Here is a 16,599-nt window from a genome sequence, read left to right as displayed (position 1 = left end):
ATTCCGTTTTAATCATCGAAATAAAAACTTATATAACGTCTTGCTGCAAAGGCTCAGAGAAGACCCTCTCTAAGTCGTTTGCTTCATAAGACCCTGGATTATTATTGCCAAAGGAAGCCACCCCCCGGATGTTGATATCAGCTGCACTGCCAGGCTGACCTGATTTTTGAGAGACATTCACCCCCGCTATACGACCCTGTAATGATTTTTGAAGTCCATCCGCACCTTGACCACTCGTAATCTGTTCCCCATCGACGGAAGATATGGAACCGGTAATATCCGATCTCTCCTGCTCTCCATACCCGATGACGACCATCTCCTCCAAAGCTGTAGCTTCCGGCTGAAGACTAAAATTTTCCGTAACAGTTTCCTGTCCTTCCTCGATCGTAATCTCCCGGGTGGCTTCCTGGTAACCGATAAAAGTGACTACTAAAGTATGAGTTCCCGGCTCAATTCCGGTAATCCTGTAGCGTCCATCTGCATCGCTCGAGGAACCGCTTGTTGTACCCGAAATCGAAACATTGGCTCCGGGAAGAGGCTCCCCCGTATTGCCATCCGTTATGGTGCCGGTTATCACGGTCTGTATCACCTTCTCTTGAACCTGTTCTTTTTTGAGGACTATATATCCCCCGGAATAGCCACATGTTTGATATTGCTCCCTTCGAAAAGTTGGGATAATATCGTATCAAGTGTCAAATTTTTAAAGCTGCCCGACAGGTATTGCCTGTTGCTGATCACGTGTTCCTGATAAGTAAACTGTACGGGCAACTTATTTTCTAAAATATCGAGAACATCCCGTACTGACTTGTCTCTGATTTCAACGGTTATTTTTTCCTCCATAAATGTTGGGCGGGCCTCACTTGATGTGTACTCCAAATAATTAGACTCTGCAAGTGAAATGGAATTTTGCGATAGTGCCTCAGAACTATACAGCAAACCCAGAAAAATTAACAATACAGCCCTATACCTGTATTTATTCCTCATACATCCTCCATGTTATATTTATAAGTAAAGTTCTAATATGACCTCTACGACAGGTTTTAGGAAACTTTCCCTTAGCATTTCCCATTTGACTGGTCGCAGTAATACATCTGATCCCTTATCGTAAGAGTACTGACAACTATTACTTTATAGTTGATTGCTTACTTGTAGAAGCCTTTGCACAACCGTTCTTTTACCCAATGACGGCGTTACCGGTCGGTTGAAATTTTCACATATGATCTATATGCTGCGATTCCAACCTTTCACTGGCCTTGACCTTGAACAAAATTCCCGGCTTTTCAAAGGGTTCTTGTATCATGAATTTCTCCGCAATCTACTATAAATACGCTTGTAATGCGGAACTCCATGACAGTAAAAAGGATTTTTTTATGGCAAGTATGATTTGTTGTAGGTAAGTATAAATGCCCGAAAATCATCTATTACAGTGGACCGGTTTTTCGGGAGGGGCCCAGTTATGCATCCCCTACCCCTTCAACTCCAATATCGTCCCGGCGATATGACGCGTATCATTATTTACGTTAAAATAATAGGTAACCAGTATCCGGTTTTCATCAAGCATCACCGACCAGGGATATCCGATGTCCGAAGATCCCCCGTCCCTTCGGATCACGATTTCAGGGGCCGTATTAAAATCGGTGCATTCTTCATTTAGAATGCGGGCTCTTATGCCGTAGGGCTTGTGGCGATACCCGTAGACAAGGAAAACGCGGTTGTCGGGCAATCTCAGTGCTTGCAGCGGGTGTCCCCGGAATCCCATCGTTTGCCATGGCCCGAATGATTCCCCCCCATCCGCAGAGCGTGCAATAACCGCCTGGTCATCCAGTCCCGACGTCCGCAAAAAGGCCACCAAGTCTCCTTTGGGCGTTTCATAAACAGAGGCTTCATTGAATGAGGCTTTATCATCTTCTGCAACGGGACAAGAATACTGCCAGGTCTCCCCCTTGTCATCAGAAATAAGCAAGTGCGTGGAAGTCTTTCCTATATTGTCAGGGTCGTCCCCGGCCGCTACGACCCAGAACAGGCGTCCGCTTTCTCCCTCCCAGAGAGCCCCTCTGTTATAGGCGGGAAGGGGGTTGCCCAGGGCCGAATATTTTACTTCCGGCGGGATATTCGGCGGGTAGAACGGTCCATCCCAGGTTTCCCCTCCGTCTGCAGATTTCAGGTAGTATCCGCCTAAAAACACAGATCTCCCGGCGTTCTTGAAATTGGGAGTTCGCAGGTTTTCTATTCCCCCCGCATTCACAAAGGCCCAGCCATAACTGGTACAGAGAATTCGGCCATCTTGTAATTGAAGTAAACACGGGTCCTGGGACCCCCCAAAAGGGTGTGCATACAACAACGCCGGCTCTTCGGTCCAGCTCTCCCCATAGTCGTTTGAGGTAACCGTAACCAGGTAACTGTTGGGATCCACATGATGCGTTTTTTCTTCCCCGAATATCGTGCGATCCGGAGCTCTCCTGAAGGCGACTACAATTTCTCCGTCCCCCTTGTTAATAACCGATGGAAACGAAGAATAAAACCGGGGATCCTCGTAGATGATAAAGTCCCTGACTTTTTCCACCTTCTGAGCGTTGTGCAAGGCAGAAGATTTTCTCGCTGCCGCCGGGATATCATTCGGAGTAATACGCTGGAAAATCATGGGTATATTTACCAGGGAAAGACCGCTTATCAGCGACGACTTTTTAATGAAATTCAACCGATCCATATATTACTGATCCGTATTTTGATTAAAAAAATGTTCTGAACTCGATACCTTACTTGCCATAGCCAGAGCCCCATCGGACATAGTAAAATCGACTGTGAGTTGCTCGAATTCGGACCGACTCCGAGCTTCTTCCCCGTCAAAGAAACTCGCTTTCAGCCTCAAAAAATCCAACAAGCTGACTTAGTTCACCCGGATCTCCTCATAATCCTCTGTTCGACTGACTCCTGAAGTAAGAGATGCTGGTTGTAATCAATATCTTACAATGAGAAAAGCATTGCAATAGGATTTAAAAAAAGACGGGCTCCGGATGCTATCCTTTCCCCCAAATTTCGGGCACCCCTCTCTCCCCGCCGGTCAGGGGATCGGTGACGGGGACTGGTACGGCGGCAATATTCCTGTCGGCCTGCGGGCGTTCTCCCTCCTGGCCGGTTTTCAGGTCATAACTGCTGCCGCCCGGATAAGCGCCAACCACCCTGAAATCGCGGCTGCTGCCAAGGTTTTTATGTCCCACTCCGGCGGGGATGACAATCATATCGCCCGCCTCTACCTGGAACTTTTGCCCCCCTTCTCCACCCAGGTGCAGCTCAGCGCTGCCGGAATAGATCCCCAGCACCTCGTGGGAGGTACTGTGATAGTGGTGATAGTTATACACCCCGTTCCTCCAGGCGTTCAGCCAGTTGTTTTCAGCAAAGCGCTCTTCCAGCCACCGTGCTCCTTCCGATCCCCGCTGGTCAAAAGCATCGCGGTACAGCAGCAAGGGCAGCTTGTTATTGGGGATATCCCCGTCGTCTTCAAAGAATATTTGCTCAGGTTGCATGGCGCAGCAGTTCCCCTATGATTTTCTGACTCCCACCGGCATAATTTCGGGATTGACCAGCTCCTCGTAATCGCTGTAATTCATTCTCACAAGCTCTTTATGCGTGCCGGCATTGAATGCGATAACCTCGTCATCGGTCAGCGACTCCGCCACCAGCGTATCGAGATCATAGAAACTACCGAACGGGGGCATCGCTCCCAGTTCGCAATCCGGGAATATCTCTTCGAATTCCTCCTCGGAAGCCAGCGCTACTTCCCCGGCGCCCGTGGCTTCTTTTACGGCGTCGAAGTCGACATCATAGGTGGAAGGAAGAACCACCATTTTCATAGCTCCGTCGGCCTTTACAATTACCGTTTTAACCATCTCCTTCCCGGGTATATGGGCCGAAGCGGCCACCTCCTGGGCGGTAAAGGCCGGCGAATGTTTGATCACGACATATTTCTTCCCCTTTTCATCCAGATAATCAGTCAATTTTTTTAAAGGCATAATAACCTCCCTGTTAAATTATAGTGCCATCTGTATAACCTACAATTAAAACCGAGCGTCAACCATTCCAACTGAATCTCCAATTCGGTTTATCAATCTATGCGACTTATTGTTTCGGCGGCAATTCCTTTATATTATCTGTATCCAAAATAGCAACTTTGAGTTATATTCAAGATGTAGCGCACTCGACCCGAACCATTCAACAGTAACCCACGCTCCCATGCCTGATGCCATTATCATAGGAGCCGGACCCAACGGTTTGGCTGCAGCAATCCACCTGATCCAACATGACCTGTCTGTAACGGTTTATGAGAAAGAAGCGTCGGTCGGCGGCGGCACACGCACCCGGGAACTCACCCTGCCGGGATTCCGGCATGACGTATGCTCTGCGATCCACCCGATGGCCAGGTCCTCCCCCTTCTTACAGTCGCTGCCCCTGGGGGACTACGGTCTCGAATGGATCCAGCCGGAGATTCCGGTAGCCCATCCCCTGGATGGTCAGCCGGCCGGAGCCCTGTACCGGTCGCTGGATGAAACGACCGATCACCTCGGTAAAGACGGGGAATCCTACCGGCGGGCCATAGCACCCTTTCTTGATGCATGGGATAACCTGTTGCCCGATATTCTGGCTCCTTTCTCACTGAGGCCGAGGCACCCGCTGCTGATGGCCCGGTTCGGGCTGCAGGCCCTGCGTTCGGCCGGCGGATTTGTCCGCCGATTCAAGACGCCGAAAGCACGCGCTCTTTTCGCCGGGCTGGCGGCCCACGGGATCCTCCCTTTTGACAAGACGGCTACCGCAGCTATCGGGCTGGTGCTGGGGATAGGCGCTCATACCGTCGGCTGGCCCTACCCAAAAGGGGGCTCGCACAGCATTACAAAAGCGATGGCGGCCTATTTCGAATCGCTGGGGGGCTCGATAATCACCGGCACCGCTGTAGCATCCCCGGACCAACTCCCCGCCGCCGGAGCTGTACTGTTTAATACCACCCCCAAGCAAATTCTGGATATGGCCGGCGAGAAGTTATCCCCGGACTACGCCCGGAAGCTGCGTCGCTTTGAGTACGGGTGCGGGGTCTTTAAACTGGATCTGGCGCTAAGCGAGGCTATACCCTGGACGGATGAGCGGTGTCGCAAAGCGGGAACTGTTCACCTGGGGGGAACCTTTGAGGAGATTGCCGCATCCGAGGACGATACGGCCCAGGGGCGGCATCCCGAGCGGCCGTACGTACTGGTGGCCCAGCAGAGCCTGTTTGATGACAGCCGCGCGCCGGACGGGAACCATACCTGCTGGGCCTACTGTCACGTCCCCAACGGCTCGACCAAAGATATGAGTGAACCCATCTTAAACCAGATAGAACGATTCGCGCCGGGTTTCCGCGACTGCATTATCGGGCGACACTCGATGAATACGGTAGCCATGCACGCCTATAATCCCAATTACATCGGGGGGGACATCAACGGGGGAAAGCAGGATATCACGCAGCTGTTTACGCGTCCCGCGGGCCTGTTTGATCCCTACCACATCCCGGATACTCATTTCTATATATGCTCCTCTTCCACGCCCCCCGGCGGCGGCGTTCACGGCATGTGCGGCTACCACGCGGCAGAATCGGCCTTGAAACAGCTGTCCGCAGGAAGTATTAAGTAATCAAGAGGTCCGTTTACTGTCTACAGCAACTGTCTGTCATCCACTTTCCATACCCCTTCCCGGGCCTCTCCCCTCCGCAGCTTGTTCGCCCACTTGTGGGCCAGTCTCGTCGTCTGCGGCAGCTTGTATTTCGTCAGTGTTCTCACAGCCAGCGCGTAGGCGTCCCCAAACGAGAGCTTGTGTCCCGGCGAGACATAAACAGGATTGACATTCGTCCGGCTCCGCAAGGCGATCCCTACTTTTTCTCCTTCATCCATCAGATCGGCCGAGGCTCCTTTCTCCGGTGCCAGTGTGCTGTGGGACCCGGTTAAGATGTTTTTGGCGACCCCCATCGTCGGGTGATCGATTTCTATGCCAAAATGCGTGGCGATCCCCATCCGCCGAGGATGCGCCAGGCCGTGCCCGTCCAATATCAATACCTCCGGATTCGCATCGAGCTGATTCCACGCCTTCCACAATACAGGCAGCTCGCGGAAAGCCAGCAGCCCCGGAATATAGGGGAAGCTTGTTCTGTCGGAGACCAGGGAGAGGGTCTTCGGCTGCATATCCCGAAGGTCAACAGCCACAATCGCCGCATGCATGAGGTCAGACCCCCGGTCAAAGGAAATGTCTGCTCCCGCTACCAGCTGGGATGGTTTATCCAGTGGTTCCAGGGATATCTTCTCTCGCAGCCGCTTTTGAAGTTGTTTGGCTTCCAGCGGTTCAATGCTTTTATAAAAGTACAGCGGATTATCCGGCATATCACAACTTATTTGTTAACCAATGAATGCATTAAGCGATATACTGCTAACCTGGATTACTCATAAATAATAAGGGATCATTCGTTCAAATTTCTTTGTGAACCATCCAGGCTAAAAGATCTTTTAAAATATCAAAAGGCCGTTTTGCCGCCCAATGGATTCTTTTGCAGCCTGTTGACCATCTGAACGCAAAATAAACGGCCGGGCAGGCGGATTAACAGGAAGAGGTCGAAGAAGCAGTGAAGCCTGATATTCATCACGGTGATATTTAAGACAACTGCCGTAATCGGGACCAGAACATAGAGCAATATATGATGCTCTGTCGAAAAACAGTAACGGCATCACTTCTTATGCCCCGCACTGCCCATGAAACTTATTGGCGGCTAAATGACTTATAAGATATGATGAAACATGTCACTCGTACAACTACATTATTATTCCTAATTAAAACGTATTGTTTATGGACCTCTCTGAAGTTAATGCATTAATAACCGGCGGAAGCTCGGGCATTGGAAAAGCAACGGCCCAGGCCATTATTGAAGGCGGCGGAAAGGCCGTGATCGCCGCACGGAACACCGATCGGTTGGAGACGGCCGCAGAACAGATCGGGGCCACAGCTGTCCCCTGTGACGTACAAAAAGAAAGCGAAGTGATAGATCTGGTTGAAAAAACCGTCAGAGAACTGGATGACTATAATGTCCTCATCAATAATGCGGGATACGGTGAGTTCTCAAAACTGGTCAATCTCCCGGCTACCGAAATGGAGAATCAGCTCAAAACGAATACCATCGGTGCGATGATGGTGGCGAGGGAGTCGGCCAAACACTTTATCAAAAAAGACTATGGCAATATCATTAATGTTTCATCCTCGGCAGGCAAGAAGGGATTTGAAGGCGGTACAGCCTATGTTGCCAGCAAATTTGCGATGAGCGGCATGACCGAGTGCTGGAGAGCGGAACTGCGTCCCCACAACATTAGGGTCATGCAGATTAATCCGAGCGAAGTACAGACCCGCTTTTCGGAAAATGCCGGTCAGGGCCAGCGGGCATTCAACGAAACCAAGCTCATAGCCGATGATATCGCCCAAACAATCTGCAGCATGCTTTCCCTGGCAGACCGCGGCTTTATCACAGAAACCAGCGTGTGGGCAACCAATCCTAAGTGAAGAGGGGGGGCTCACGAACACCCGGGATTGAGGTGGTGCCCGGAAGAGTTCTTAGCCCATTTAGTTGCGTTCATTCCTGTTCAGGGTAGCACTGTTTGCAGGGACACAATTCCCGCAGCGACTCCCACTGGTACATGCCGTTGCTGTGCCCGTCGTTCCAGAAGATTTTGATGGCGTGGTTTCCGACCTGTTTGATATCCTCAATCTCGACGTGCTGGGTGGGTTCTACGAAAAAAAGCGAACGATCAAAGGTGTTCATGTTCCCGTGTCCCCCGCGGCACAGAACACAGGGACAATTTTTTCGAAGTCCAAACAGGGAATACTCCGAATGATGCCCATCACTCCAATCAATTTCCAAAATTCCCTCGCCGTTGGAAACTTCAATACTTGCGGGATGTAAATCTTGACTCATAAACAGGGTTTGTTAAATTATTCTTATAGAAGCCTTTTGCAGAAACCGTTCTTTTGGCCAATATCTGTATTTTATCGCATTCAACATCCTTACAGATGCATTAAAGGCTGTGGTTCTGAATGTGTTCAGGGGTTGAAATTGATTAAAATTCCAGGTTTTGCAAAAGGCTTCTTAAAATTCCTTAGCTTACCATTCGACAGCGTGCAATAATATGATGCATAACATACAAAATTTGAGCATATGTCCCTGCCGGTAATCCTGCTTCTTTTCCTGATTTTCATCGCCACCTCCTGGATGGGGTACAAGCGCCTGCTTCGCCTGCGGCATCTGACCCAGCGTCGGCTGGCGTATGGCTTTCTCGCGGCCATGGCCATTCTTACCCTTATGACTGCTGCCCAGTGGATGGGGTACTTTCCACAACATATCGCCGCTAAATTTACCATGGGATTATATACCGCAGTAGCGGGATTTTTCATGGGATTTGCCTTCAAGCAGTTTATTCTTCGCCGAAAAACCGGCAATATGGAATATGCCTATCGGTCGTTCTGGACCGAAGCCGTTCCGAATTTGATAAGCATACTGCTGATTTCCTTCGGATTGTACCGGATGCAGCTGTTTACCCTGGGTCCCTTTACGGGCATCGGACTGACTTCCGGACTGTCCCTTCTGGCATTTGGCCTGCTTGGGGTAACTATGCGTATTGTGCCGGAATTTCGCCAGAAAGGGATCATGATCCTGGATCGGCTGGTCCCCTGGCAGGAAGTGGTAGCGTATCGCTGGCACCGGGAGAATGTGATACAGATCGACTACCTGAATGCCAACAGCGAGTTGACGGATTTCACAACGGCTATTCCCGCAGAAGATCATCTGATTATTGAACGGCTGCTGGGCAAAAAGCTAAAGGAACACGAGGAACAGCGGAAAAAAATCCTAAAAAAAAGAGACCAGCCCGGGCATTAGATGCCGGTTATTTGGTACCGGCTGTTTGTGTGACCAATCCCAAATAGGATTGACCATTTTAAGAAGTTAAGTTTTGTTCTCTATTCTACAGCAGCCTCTCGTGCTGTACCATAATACACTCGTTTCTCACATAGGGAAGCCCCGCTTCCCCGGCCAAAGCCTCTGCTTCCTCTGAAGAAACATCCATCTGGGTCCATACCACCGGCTTCTGCCCATTTTTCCCCACCCAGTCTACAACCTGTCGCACCATATCTGCGGTATATTCAGAATTACGAAAAATATCCACGATATCCACGGGATACTTCTCCGGGATATCGGCCATCTTATCATAACAACGCACGCCAAGCACCTCGTCATATTTCGGGTTGACCGGTAAGATAAGATAACCGTTCTCTTTCAAGTAGCTTGCGATATGATAGCTGGTACGATATTTATTGGCCGAGCACCCGATAATAGCAATCGACTTTGCTTTCTTTAAAATGTCAGAGTATTCCGTCACCATAATATTTTCAGATCTTGGTAGCTGTTATTCGTTGTTGGCTCTTCACTACAATCTCTCTTCCCTGACCTGCTGCTCCCGGGGAACAGAACTCCAGAGAGGAACCACCAGGAAAGTGCGTGAGGTCTACGATTATGCGCCGTAACAAACCTTAGGTTTCACGTAGTGTACGGTCCATTCCGCATTTCCCATCCCGGATAGTCGCAGTAAGTGAAAAGGGACTCAGGCTTCTGCACTTTCTTCGCTATCCCACAGAATACAACTTTAACGGCTTTTAGTAAAGCAGATGCTTTGGTTGAGTGATACAACATGGAACCGGTGATCCCTCCTGCAGTCTGTCTGACCGCCGGCAATCTGCTGCCGGTTGTCGGCTGTCAGCTAAAGGTTGAACGTAAGTTAAATTTAGATAAATGATAATTACTTAAAAACACAATAAAGTGGACTAAGTGAGGTATATAATCTCAACAAAGTCCTTTTTTAAAGTGCCGGACTTAAGGGATCGCGTGAGGAGAACCGGACAACTCGGGTCATTTTCCGGAACTTTTTTTGAGGCGAGAGCGTCCTGTTACCATGCTCCGTCTTCACTTAACGCCGAGATAGGCGTCAAATCGAGCTTTCTGAACTCAACCTCTGCCCCCTCGGCCTGTACTGCAATCTGTCCCTCGCTCGCCGTCGCCTCTTCTCCATAGTTGACCAGATCCCCGTTTACCCAAACTTTTATTTTATCATCATGAGCTTCAATAACCATGGTATTCCACTCTCCGAGGGGCTTTTCGGATCCGTCCGTCAGGTTCAGTATTCTCCTTTTTTCCCCTTCGGTGATTCCCCATTCCTCCCTGGGACCGCGGCGCTCTACCATATTGGGCACGCTTATATCTTCGACGATACACCAGAAATCGCCCGCATGCTCGTGCATCATCTGCACTTCAATGGACTGTGGAAACATATCGTACAGCGCCCGGGGCGTAGAGGCGTGAACCAGTACGCCGCAATTGCCCGGTTCCCCCGGAAACCGGTATTCCACCTCCAGCCGGTAGTCACTGTATACTTCATCGGTAATAAGATGTCCCCTCGGTTCGCCCAGGCTGACGAGCATACCGTCGCGGACGACAAAGGGGTCTCTCAAGGTCGAATCCTCATCCATGGGCGGCACGTCCATATGCCACCCGTCCAGGTTTTCCCCGTTAAAAAGTTGTTGTGTCTGCGGTTGCGAATTGCAAGCGATGGTCCCCGCTATAAGTAAGCATATAAAAATACTAATATTTTTTTTCATTATATTTATTCAACCTATTCATTATTTGTTTTGTGATTCCTGATTTTTGTAAGGATCAGCCGAAACATAATTTAACAGGCAAAATGAAAACTCCAAAAGAAGATATGCATGAACTTTTCGCTTCACCGGCCGGGGTCTGAAGTTTTTTCTCGGGGGAAAGCGTTCTACGCCAACAGAAAATTGAAGTTATACTTTTCATTTGAAATTACTTCGGTTCTGTTATAATTACAAAAAACACTATTTTGGTCCGGAGATCGTTACCGAAAGGTAGGGCTGTGCGGATATCCACAACATAACGACACTACCATCATACCATATATATTTATATTGCCGCAAACCCAAAGAATGAATAACAAGATCAATAGATGGTTTCAAGAGTAAAGTCCTTTCTGAATCGTCATAAAAAATATGCCCCTGTTCTCTTTTTTATCGGCGGATTTATCTGGGATAGCCTCACACTGGGTCGTATTGACGGCTGGTACAGCAATACCGTGCTGTTTTTGTACCTGATAGGCCTTACCATCTGTCTCTATATTTTTAACCTGGTTGACGACAATCACTGGGATGGGACCTTCCTCAAACCCTACCAGGAGTATGCTCCCCTGGCTGTGCAATTCTTTTTAGGGGGACTTTCAAGTGCTTATGTCATCTTCTTTTTTCAGAGTGTCAGCCTCACCAAGACCGTTGTCTTTTTCCTTATATTAGTCGTGCTTCTGCTGTCCAATGAATTGCTCAAACACCGCATTTCCAACAAATACCTTCAGTTTGGGGCGTATCTTTTTGTAACGTTTACCTTTTTTACTTTTTTTCTTCCCATTCTCCTTGGACAAATGAGTACTTTTATCTTCATTATTTCGGGACTGCTGGGATTAAGCTGCACCGCACTCTTAGTCGCCTATCTTTATTTTAGAAGTCCCTCTACCCGCGCCGAAATAAACGGCTGGAAGATCACCGGTTTAACGCTGGGCATTTACCTTTTCATTAACGGCTGCTACTATTTCAACCTGATCCCCCCGGTTCCCATGTCCCTGCAATCGGGAATGCCGGCCTACAATGTCCAAAAAACAGATGGCTCCTTCGAAGTAACATATGAAAAGCCGAATACCCTGTACCGTATCTGGGAAACCCATAGCCAGACCTTCCATTACGCCGAGGGCGACACTGTTTTTGTATATACCTCCATCTTTGCTCCCACCGATCTCAAGAAATCCGTTCAGCATGTCTGGCAGTGGCTGGACCCCGGCACCAACAGCTGGCAAACCAGCGATACCATAGGCTATGAGGTTATAGGGGGACGCAAAAAAGGATTCCGGGGATTTACCTATAAAACCAATATCCACCCCGGCCACTGGCGCGTGAATGTGACCACGACAGAGGGACTGGTTTTGGGGGTCATCGGCTTTGAAGTGGTTCGCGACAGTACGTTTGAGAAGTCGGAATTGACCACGCAAATATTTAATTAACAATCAAAGTCTCAATTCTCCTTAAAAACCCTTATATTCGGTGTACATTCTAAGAACAAAAAAACTGATAGTATTTTGCCTAAAGTAAAAAACGGTGACACCGTAAAAGTACACTACACTGGAAAGTTAACTGAAGACGGAACTGTTTTTGACAGTTCCCGCGAACGCGAGCCGCTTGAATTTACGCTGGGAGAAGGACAATTAATTCCCGGTTTTGAAGAAGCCGTTATCGGTATGGAAGAAGGCGAGGATACTACCATCGAGCTTTCCTCTGAAGATGCCTACGGTGAGCGGCGCGAAGATTTGGAACTCGAAGTTTCAAAAGATGATCTGCCTGACAACATAGAACCGGAAGAGGGCATGCAGCTACAGATGCAACAGCAGGAAAACGGACAGGCTATTCCTGTTCAGATTACGGCTGTGGAAGATGAATTTGTTAAGCTTGATGCCAACCACCCGCTGGCGGGTCAGGATTTAACCTTCGATATTGAGCTCGTTGAGCTGAAAAGCTAACCATGAGCCTCAATTGATCTTATTGCAAGAGCCTGGATTCGGGTTACCGAATCCAGGCTTTTTTTATTTTTACTTCACCTCGATGATCTTGCTCCGGGTGAACTCCTGCCCATACATATTCTCCGTCCAAACGGTAATTTTATGGATCCCCTTCTTCTTAGCCAGCTCCGGGAGCGGAGCGGACCAGATATGATTCGTGGGATTGGGGCTGCTCCAGGGTCCCTCGTAACTTTCGTACAGGGACTCGTAATACGGCGATATGCGCGCATCCTGCTGCTGCATCGTATGCCACTCGCCGCCGTCAACCCGGAAGCGAACTTTTGAGCGTTCACTTCCATTGAAGAGGTTGACCAGCACCTCGGCCTCCCGCAGTTCTCCGGCCGCCAGCTCTGTGGAGGGAAGTTCAATACGCATCTGGAAATCGGAATCCCCGCCGGCGGCTTTATACCGCTCCCGGTAGGTGTTGCCTTCAAATTCCACAATGTGATAGCCGTTCGGAACCCCGTCCATCTGGGTGGCTATCGGGATCCCTTCCTCGTTCTTCGGTCCCCGCCACCAGGTACCGCAAGCGGCCGTTGTTGCAATATGGTGGATAGGCGCAGCATTGTTCCGGCCGAACGACTCCCCGAGAAAGTGCTGGAAAGTCATGTGACGGTGTCCACCCAGGAAGAGAACGCGCTCCCTTTCATCGAGCATATCGATTAAAGCTTCCCTGTTGACGGTATTGACGCTCTCCCCCTCGCTGTCGGCCGAGTACAGGGGAATATGGGCCAGCAGCACGATAAGCTTCTCATCCTCCACGTATTGCAGGTCATTGCGGATCCACTCCAGCTGGGTGTCGCTCAGATGACCGCGATACCGGGCGTTCCCCTCGTCATTGCGCCCGAGGTAATCAATATTATCCATGCTGATAAAGTGAACATCACCGTAATCGAAGGAGAAGTAGGTGGGACCGTAATGCTTCTTGTAGGTTTCTTTCGCAAAACGGTTGCCTTCCGTATCGTAATTGATATCATGATTGCCCAAAATATTGTAGACCGGCGTGCCCACGGTTTTCATGATGCGGCTGTACCGGTCATACAGGGACAGGTCATCGAACATAATATCCCCCAGCACAAGCGTCACATCCGCGTCTGTATCCGCCAGTTCCGGCACGATATCATCCCGGAAATAGGACAGTTCCTGGTCATCCCTGGGCTGGGGGTCACCGAATGCCAGGGCCGTAAAGGACTCTTTCTTCTCGGAGGGGATCAGTCCGAAGTTGACCGATTCGGGAAGCGGTCCCGTCGGCTCCACTCCCGGATACTCCAGCTCCGGTGAACCCTCCGGATGATGGATATAGTAGGAAAAACGCGGTAGATTCTTTTCATTCAGCGGGAGCTCATATCCTGACGGCTTCCGGATAAACACGATGGTCTCTTTCTCGATCGGAAGCCGGTACGAGCCGTCTTCCCCGCTCAGGGTTACCTCCCTGCCGTTGGAAACGGCAACCTCCGGAATCCCCTCCTCCCCCGGATCCATTTTGGCATTGCCGTTCTCATCCAGGAACACCGTGCCGCTGACTGCTTCCTGGGCGTGTGTAACAGTCGAATAAACCGAAAATAATAGTGCGACTATAAAAAGAAATCCTGTTTTTCTCATGGGAATCAGAGGAATATTAAGTTTGAATGACAGGCTAAAAATACATTTTAATTTTTATATATCAATCCTCCATTGCTCCCGCATTTCTCGTCCCAGTAACCTATTGGCAGCGGCATCACTGGTAAACAGCTCTCTTCGGGGATCCCACTCCAGCGGCCTTTTTAACTGGTACGCAATATTCCCGAGCGTGCAGACCGTGGCCGTACGGTGGCCTGTTTCCACATCACAGATGGGCTGTGTTCGGTCCCGGATCGCATCCAGCCAATCCTGGTAGTGGTTCTCGCTGTAGTACACCCGCTCTTCATCCCGCCCGATCACCTGGTCTTTCAGCGAAACGGGCGTGGTCTCCAGCCGGCCCCGCTGCACATCTACCTGTCCCTCCGTGCCGATAAACCGGACCGCGTGATCCTTGCCGAAGTGCTCATGTGTCACCTCTACACCATTCCCATAGCGATAGGTAAGGCAGAGGTAGTCATCGCCGTCCGGGGGGATAACGGCAACGGGACCGCTGTCGTCCATATCAAAAGCCCACTGAACGATATCGAACATATGGGCGCCCCAGTCGGTCATATCTCCCCCGCCAAACGCCTGGTAGTAGCGCCACCGTCCCCAGAAATCATCTCCCGGCGAGGGAAGCAGCTCGTGATTGTACTGGTAATAAAAATTGGGTCCCAGCCAGAGATCCCAATCGAGTCCCCCGGGAACCGGCTCTCCGGGCAAACTGTAGGGGGCCGCAGAACTGCCGACATTCACTTTTACTTTCTCGATCTCTCCTATATAGCCGTTGCGCACCAGCTCGACGGCCTGCCGGAATTCCTGCCAGGAGCGCTGCATGCTGCCCGTTTGAAACACCCGGTCATGCTCGCGCGTGGCTTTGACCATCGCCCGGCCCTCCTCGACGGTCAGCGACAGCGGCTTCTCGCAATAGATATCCTTGCCGGCGCGGGCCGCCCGCACCACCTGTACCGCATGCCAGTGATCGGGCGTGGCAATGACGACGGCATCAATTTCCGGATCCTCCAGCAGCTCCAGGAAATCACGATAGGATTTGCACCCGTCATACGACGCTTTCCCCGATTGCTCTGCGTAGTGGGCGTTGACCGTTTCTACAAATTGATTCAGATTGGTCTCATACACGTCGCAGGCGGCCACAATTTGAGCCTGACCGGTTTCCAGAAATGAGCGCGCCAGGCCCCTTCCCTGCCGGCCGGTGCCGATGAAACCGAGCGTTATCTTTTCGCTGGGCGAGGTATAGCCGGTACCGCCCAGGACATAGCGGGGCACAATCGCAGAAGCCGAAAGCGCTGCGGCGCTGTTAATAAACTGGCGGCGTGAGATATTGTTTTTCATGGCAAAGGTGGTATGTTTTGGTAATGTAAATTAATATTTCAGCGGGATCACTGGAATACAGGCTCCGTGAAGCGACTTGGTTTTGCAAAATGTTATCCGTTGTCTTCACATCACCTATTATATCTCTCCCGTAAGCCAAATTCAATGTTTATAATAGTTTGTCCTCCCCCCCTAAAACTGATCCATTGTAAGTGTAAGCTTCCCAACCTATTGTAAGTAAGAGCCAGACACACTAAATGGGATACTATTGTCAGCTTCCCCATTTTTCGGACCACTCAAAAGTAGAGGATTTGGGTTAAGGTAGTAGTTCTACCGGTGTTTTATACCCCAGCGATTTGTGGGGTCGGTTGTGATTATAATCATATTTCCATTGGGCGACTTTCTCCCGAACTTCACCCAGGGTTTTAAATATGTAAGCGTTCAGAAGCTCCGTTCGGATGCTGCCGTTAAGCCGTTCGACATAAGCGTTTTGCGTGGGTTTGCCCGGCTGGATAAACGCCAGGATAAGGTTATTGTCTTTGCACCAAAGGTCTAGTGCACGCGAGATAAACTCCGGGCCGTTATCCACCCGGATCATCTGGGGCAGCCCGCGAGACTCTTTGAGGTTTTCCAGCACGCGAATCACCCGCAGGGTCGGCAGCGAGGTGTCTGTCTCAACCCAGAGCACCTGTCGGTTATAATCATCGATCACATTCAGCATGCGAAACGTGCGCCCGTCCCAGAGGCTGTCATGCATAAAATCCAGACTCCACACCTCATTGGGCCCCTCAGGCTGGAACAGCTGTTGCTTCGCCCGTGCAGGCAACCGCTTCTTGGCCCGGCGGCGAATGTTAAGCCTCAGGGCCGTGTAAACCCGATACACCCGTTTGTGATTCCAGGGGCGACCCATCGCCCGCAGGCGGTGATGACATTGCCAGAAGCCAAT

The 16,599-nt window shown here is 50.3% G+C and carries 17 protein-coding genes; 5 read left to right on the top strand and 12 right to left on the bottom strand.

Annotation, left to right across the window (positions count from 1 at the left end; all coding sequences use genetic code 11):
- Nucleotides 1–28: 28 nt before the first annotated feature.
- The 5 genes from BUB16_RS20280 to BUB16_RS20260 form a co-directional block, all read right to left on the bottom strand.
- Nucleotides 29–589 (bottom strand): carboxypeptidase-like regulatory domain-containing protein, encoded by a 561-nt coding sequence (locus BUB16_RS20280; protein WP_073068550.1) that lies wholly within the window; start codon nucleotides 587–589, stop codon nucleotides 29–31.
- 29 nt (nucleotides 590–618) lie between these two features.
- Nucleotides 619–876 carry a hypothetical protein gene (locus BUB16_RS20275; RefSeq protein WP_170864482.1) on the bottom strand — a complete coding sequence of 86 codons (258 nt, stop codon included), beginning with the start codon at nucleotides 874–876 and terminating at the stop codon, nucleotides 619–621.
- A gap of 589 nt (nucleotides 877–1,465) precedes the next feature.
- On the bottom strand, nucleotides 1,466–2,707 hold the full coding sequence (locus tag BUB16_RS20270; RefSeq protein WP_211483256.1) for a sialidase family protein: 1,242 nt from the start codon (nucleotides 2,705–2,707) through the stop codon (nucleotides 1,466–1,468).
- Nucleotides 2,708–3,017: 310 nt separating this feature from the next.
- Nucleotides 3,018–3,524 carry a cupin domain-containing protein gene (locus BUB16_RS20265; RefSeq protein WP_073068546.1) on the bottom strand — a complete coding sequence of 169 codons (507 nt, stop codon included), beginning with the start codon at nucleotides 3,522–3,524 and terminating at the stop codon, nucleotides 3,018–3,020.
- 15 nt (nucleotides 3,525–3,539) lie between these two features.
- Nucleotides 3,540–4,010: an aminoacyl-tRNA deacylase gene (locus BUB16_RS20260; RefSeq protein ID WP_073068543.1), complete on the bottom strand. Its 471-nt coding sequence runs from the start codon at nucleotides 4,008–4,010 to the stop codon at nucleotides 3,540–3,542.
- A gap of 220 nt (nucleotides 4,011–4,230) precedes the next feature.
- Here BUB16_RS20260 and BUB16_RS20255 point away from each other — a divergent pair, with 220 nt between their 5' ends.
- A complete protein-coding gene (locus BUB16_RS20255) occupies nucleotides 4,231–5,658 on the top strand; it encodes a phytoene desaturase family protein (protein WP_073068541.1) in 1,428 nt (475 codons plus the stop codon).
- 20 nt (nucleotides 5,659–5,678) lie between these two features.
- Here the strand turns inward: BUB16_RS20255 and nfi are convergent, their stop codons facing one another.
- Entirely contained in the window at nucleotides 5,679–6,398 is a 720-nt protein-coding gene (gene nfi / locus BUB16_RS20250; protein ID WP_073068539.1) for a deoxyribonuclease V, read from the bottom strand.
- A 460-nt stretch (nucleotides 6,399–6,858) separates the two neighbouring features.
- On the opposite strand from nfi, the gene BUB16_RS20245 reads away from it, so the two are divergent.
- Nucleotides 6,859–7,563 carry an SDR family oxidoreductase gene (locus BUB16_RS20245; protein WP_073068535.1) on the top strand — a complete coding sequence of 235 codons (705 nt, stop codon included), beginning with the start codon at nucleotides 6,859–6,861 and terminating at the stop codon, nucleotides 7,561–7,563.
- Between the two features lie 70 nt (nucleotides 7,564–7,633).
- Here BUB16_RS20245 and BUB16_RS20240 read toward each other — a convergent pair whose 3' ends face one another.
- A complete protein-coding gene (locus BUB16_RS20240; protein WP_073068533.1) occupies nucleotides 7,634–7,975 on the bottom strand; it encodes a gamma-butyrobetaine hydroxylase-like domain-containing protein in 342 nt (113 codons plus the stop codon).
- Between the two features lie 240 nt (nucleotides 7,976–8,215).
- On the opposite strand from BUB16_RS20240, the gene BUB16_RS20235 reads away from it, so the two are divergent.
- A complete protein-coding gene (locus tag BUB16_RS20235; RefSeq protein WP_073068531.1) occupies nucleotides 8,216–8,935 on the top strand; it encodes a DUF5673 domain-containing protein in 720 nt (239 codons plus the stop codon).
- Nucleotides 8,936–9,020: 85 nt separating this feature from the next.
- Here the strand turns inward: BUB16_RS20235 and BUB16_RS20230 are convergent, their stop codons facing one another.
- Both BUB16_RS20230 and BUB16_RS20225 read right to left on the bottom strand, forming a co-directional pair.
- Nucleotides 9,021–9,437, bottom strand: a complete 417-nt coding sequence (locus BUB16_RS20230) for a CoA-binding protein (RefSeq protein WP_073068529.1) — start codon at nucleotides 9,435–9,437, stop codon at nucleotides 9,021–9,023.
- Nucleotides 9,438–9,999: 562 nt separating this feature from the next.
- Nucleotides 10,000–10,707, bottom strand: coding sequence for a 3-keto-disaccharide hydrolase (locus tag BUB16_RS20225; protein ID WP_073068527.1), 708 nt, complete (start codon nucleotides 10,705–10,707; stop codon nucleotides 10,000–10,002).
- A 365-nt stretch (nucleotides 10,708–11,072) separates the two neighbouring features.
- Between BUB16_RS20225 and BUB16_RS20220 the strand changes: the two genes are divergently transcribed.
- Nucleotides 11,073–12,170: a DUF2914 domain-containing protein gene (locus BUB16_RS20220; protein ID WP_073068525.1), complete on the top strand. Its 1,098-nt coding sequence runs from the start codon at nucleotides 11,073–11,075 to the stop codon at nucleotides 12,168–12,170.
- A 75-nt stretch (nucleotides 12,171–12,245) separates the two neighbouring features.
- On the top strand, nucleotides 12,246–12,683 hold the full coding sequence (locus BUB16_RS20215) for an FKBP-type peptidyl-prolyl cis-trans isomerase (RefSeq protein WP_073068523.1): 438 nt from the start codon (nucleotides 12,246–12,248) through the stop codon (nucleotides 12,681–12,683).
- Nucleotides 12,684–12,752: 69 nt separating this feature from the next.
- Here BUB16_RS20215 and BUB16_RS20210 read toward each other — a convergent pair whose 3' ends face one another.
- From BUB16_RS20210 to BUB16_RS20200, 3 genes are all read right to left on the bottom strand, one after another.
- Entirely contained in the window at nucleotides 12,753–14,324 is a 1,572-nt protein-coding gene (locus BUB16_RS20210) for a calcineurin-like phosphoesterase C-terminal domain-containing protein (RefSeq protein WP_073068522.1), read from the bottom strand.
- A gap of 54 nt (nucleotides 14,325–14,378) precedes the next feature.
- Entirely contained in the window at nucleotides 14,379–15,674 is a 1,296-nt protein-coding gene (locus BUB16_RS20205) for a Gfo/Idh/MocA family protein (protein WP_073068520.1), read from the bottom strand.
- A 295-nt stretch (nucleotides 15,675–15,969) separates the two neighbouring features.
- Nucleotides 15,970–16,599 (bottom strand): IS3 family transposase (locus BUB16_RS20200; protein ID WP_170864481.1); only part of this gene is annotated, 630 nt, incomplete at its 5' end.

It is taken from the genome of Fodinibius roseus (assembly GCF_900129315.1).
GTDB classification, from domain to species: domain Bacteria; phylum Bacteroidota; class Rhodothermia; order Balneolales; family Balneolaceae; genus Fodinibius; species Fodinibius roseus.
Note: the sequence above shows the minus strand (reverse complement) of the source record. Positions and strands in the feature narration are given on the sequence as shown.

Excerpts from the sequence above, each read along its gene's own strand:
- BUB16_RS20205 (WP_073068520.1), bottom strand. The coding sequence starts at position 15,674 with ATGAAAAACAATATCTCACGCCGCCAGTTTATTAACAGCGCCGCAGCG.
- BUB16_RS20265 (WP_073068546.1), bottom strand. The coding sequence starts at position 3,524 with ATGCAACCTGAGCAAATATTCTTTGAAGACGACGGGGATATCCCCAAT.
- BUB16_RS20245 (WP_073068535.1), top strand. The coding sequence starts at position 6,859 with ATGGACCTCTCTGAAGTTAATGCATTAATAACCGGCGGAAGCTCGGGC.
- BUB16_RS20235 (WP_073068531.1), top strand. The coding sequence starts at position 8,216 with ATGTCCCTGCCGGTAATCCTGCTTCTTTTCCTGATTTTCATCGCCACC.
- BUB16_RS20260 (WP_073068543.1), bottom strand. The coding sequence starts at position 4,010 with ATGCCTTTAAAAAAATTGACTGATTATCTGGATGAAAAGGGGAAGAAA.
- BUB16_RS20220 (WP_073068525.1), top strand. The coding sequence starts at position 11,073 with ATGGTTTCAAGAGTAAAGTCCTTTCTGAATCGTCATAAAAAATATGCC.
- nfi (WP_073068539.1), bottom strand. The coding sequence starts at position 6,398 with ATGCCGGATAATCCGCTGTACTTTTATAAAAGCATTGAACCGCTGGAA.
- BUB16_RS20230 (WP_073068529.1), bottom strand. The coding sequence starts at position 9,437 with ATGGTGACGGAATACTCTGACATTTTAAAGAAAGCAAAGTCGATTGCT.
- BUB16_RS20210 (WP_073068522.1), bottom strand. The coding sequence starts at position 14,324 with ATGAGAAAAACAGGATTTCTTTTTATAGTCGCACTATTATTTTCGGTT.
- BUB16_RS20255 (WP_073068541.1), top strand. The coding sequence starts at position 4,231 with ATGCCTGATGCCATTATCATAGGAGCCGGACCCAACGGTTTGGCTGCA.
- BUB16_RS20240 (WP_073068533.1), bottom strand. The coding sequence starts at position 7,975 with ATGAGTCAAGATTTACATCCCGCAAGTATTGAAGTTTCCAACGGCGAG.
- BUB16_RS20270 (WP_211483256.1), bottom strand. The coding sequence starts at position 2,707 with ATGGATCGGTTGAATTTCATTAAAAAGTCGTCGCTGATAAGCGGTCTT.
- BUB16_RS20225 (WP_073068527.1), bottom strand. The coding sequence starts at position 10,707 with ATGAAAAAAAATATTAGTATTTTTATATGCTTACTTATAGCGGGGACC.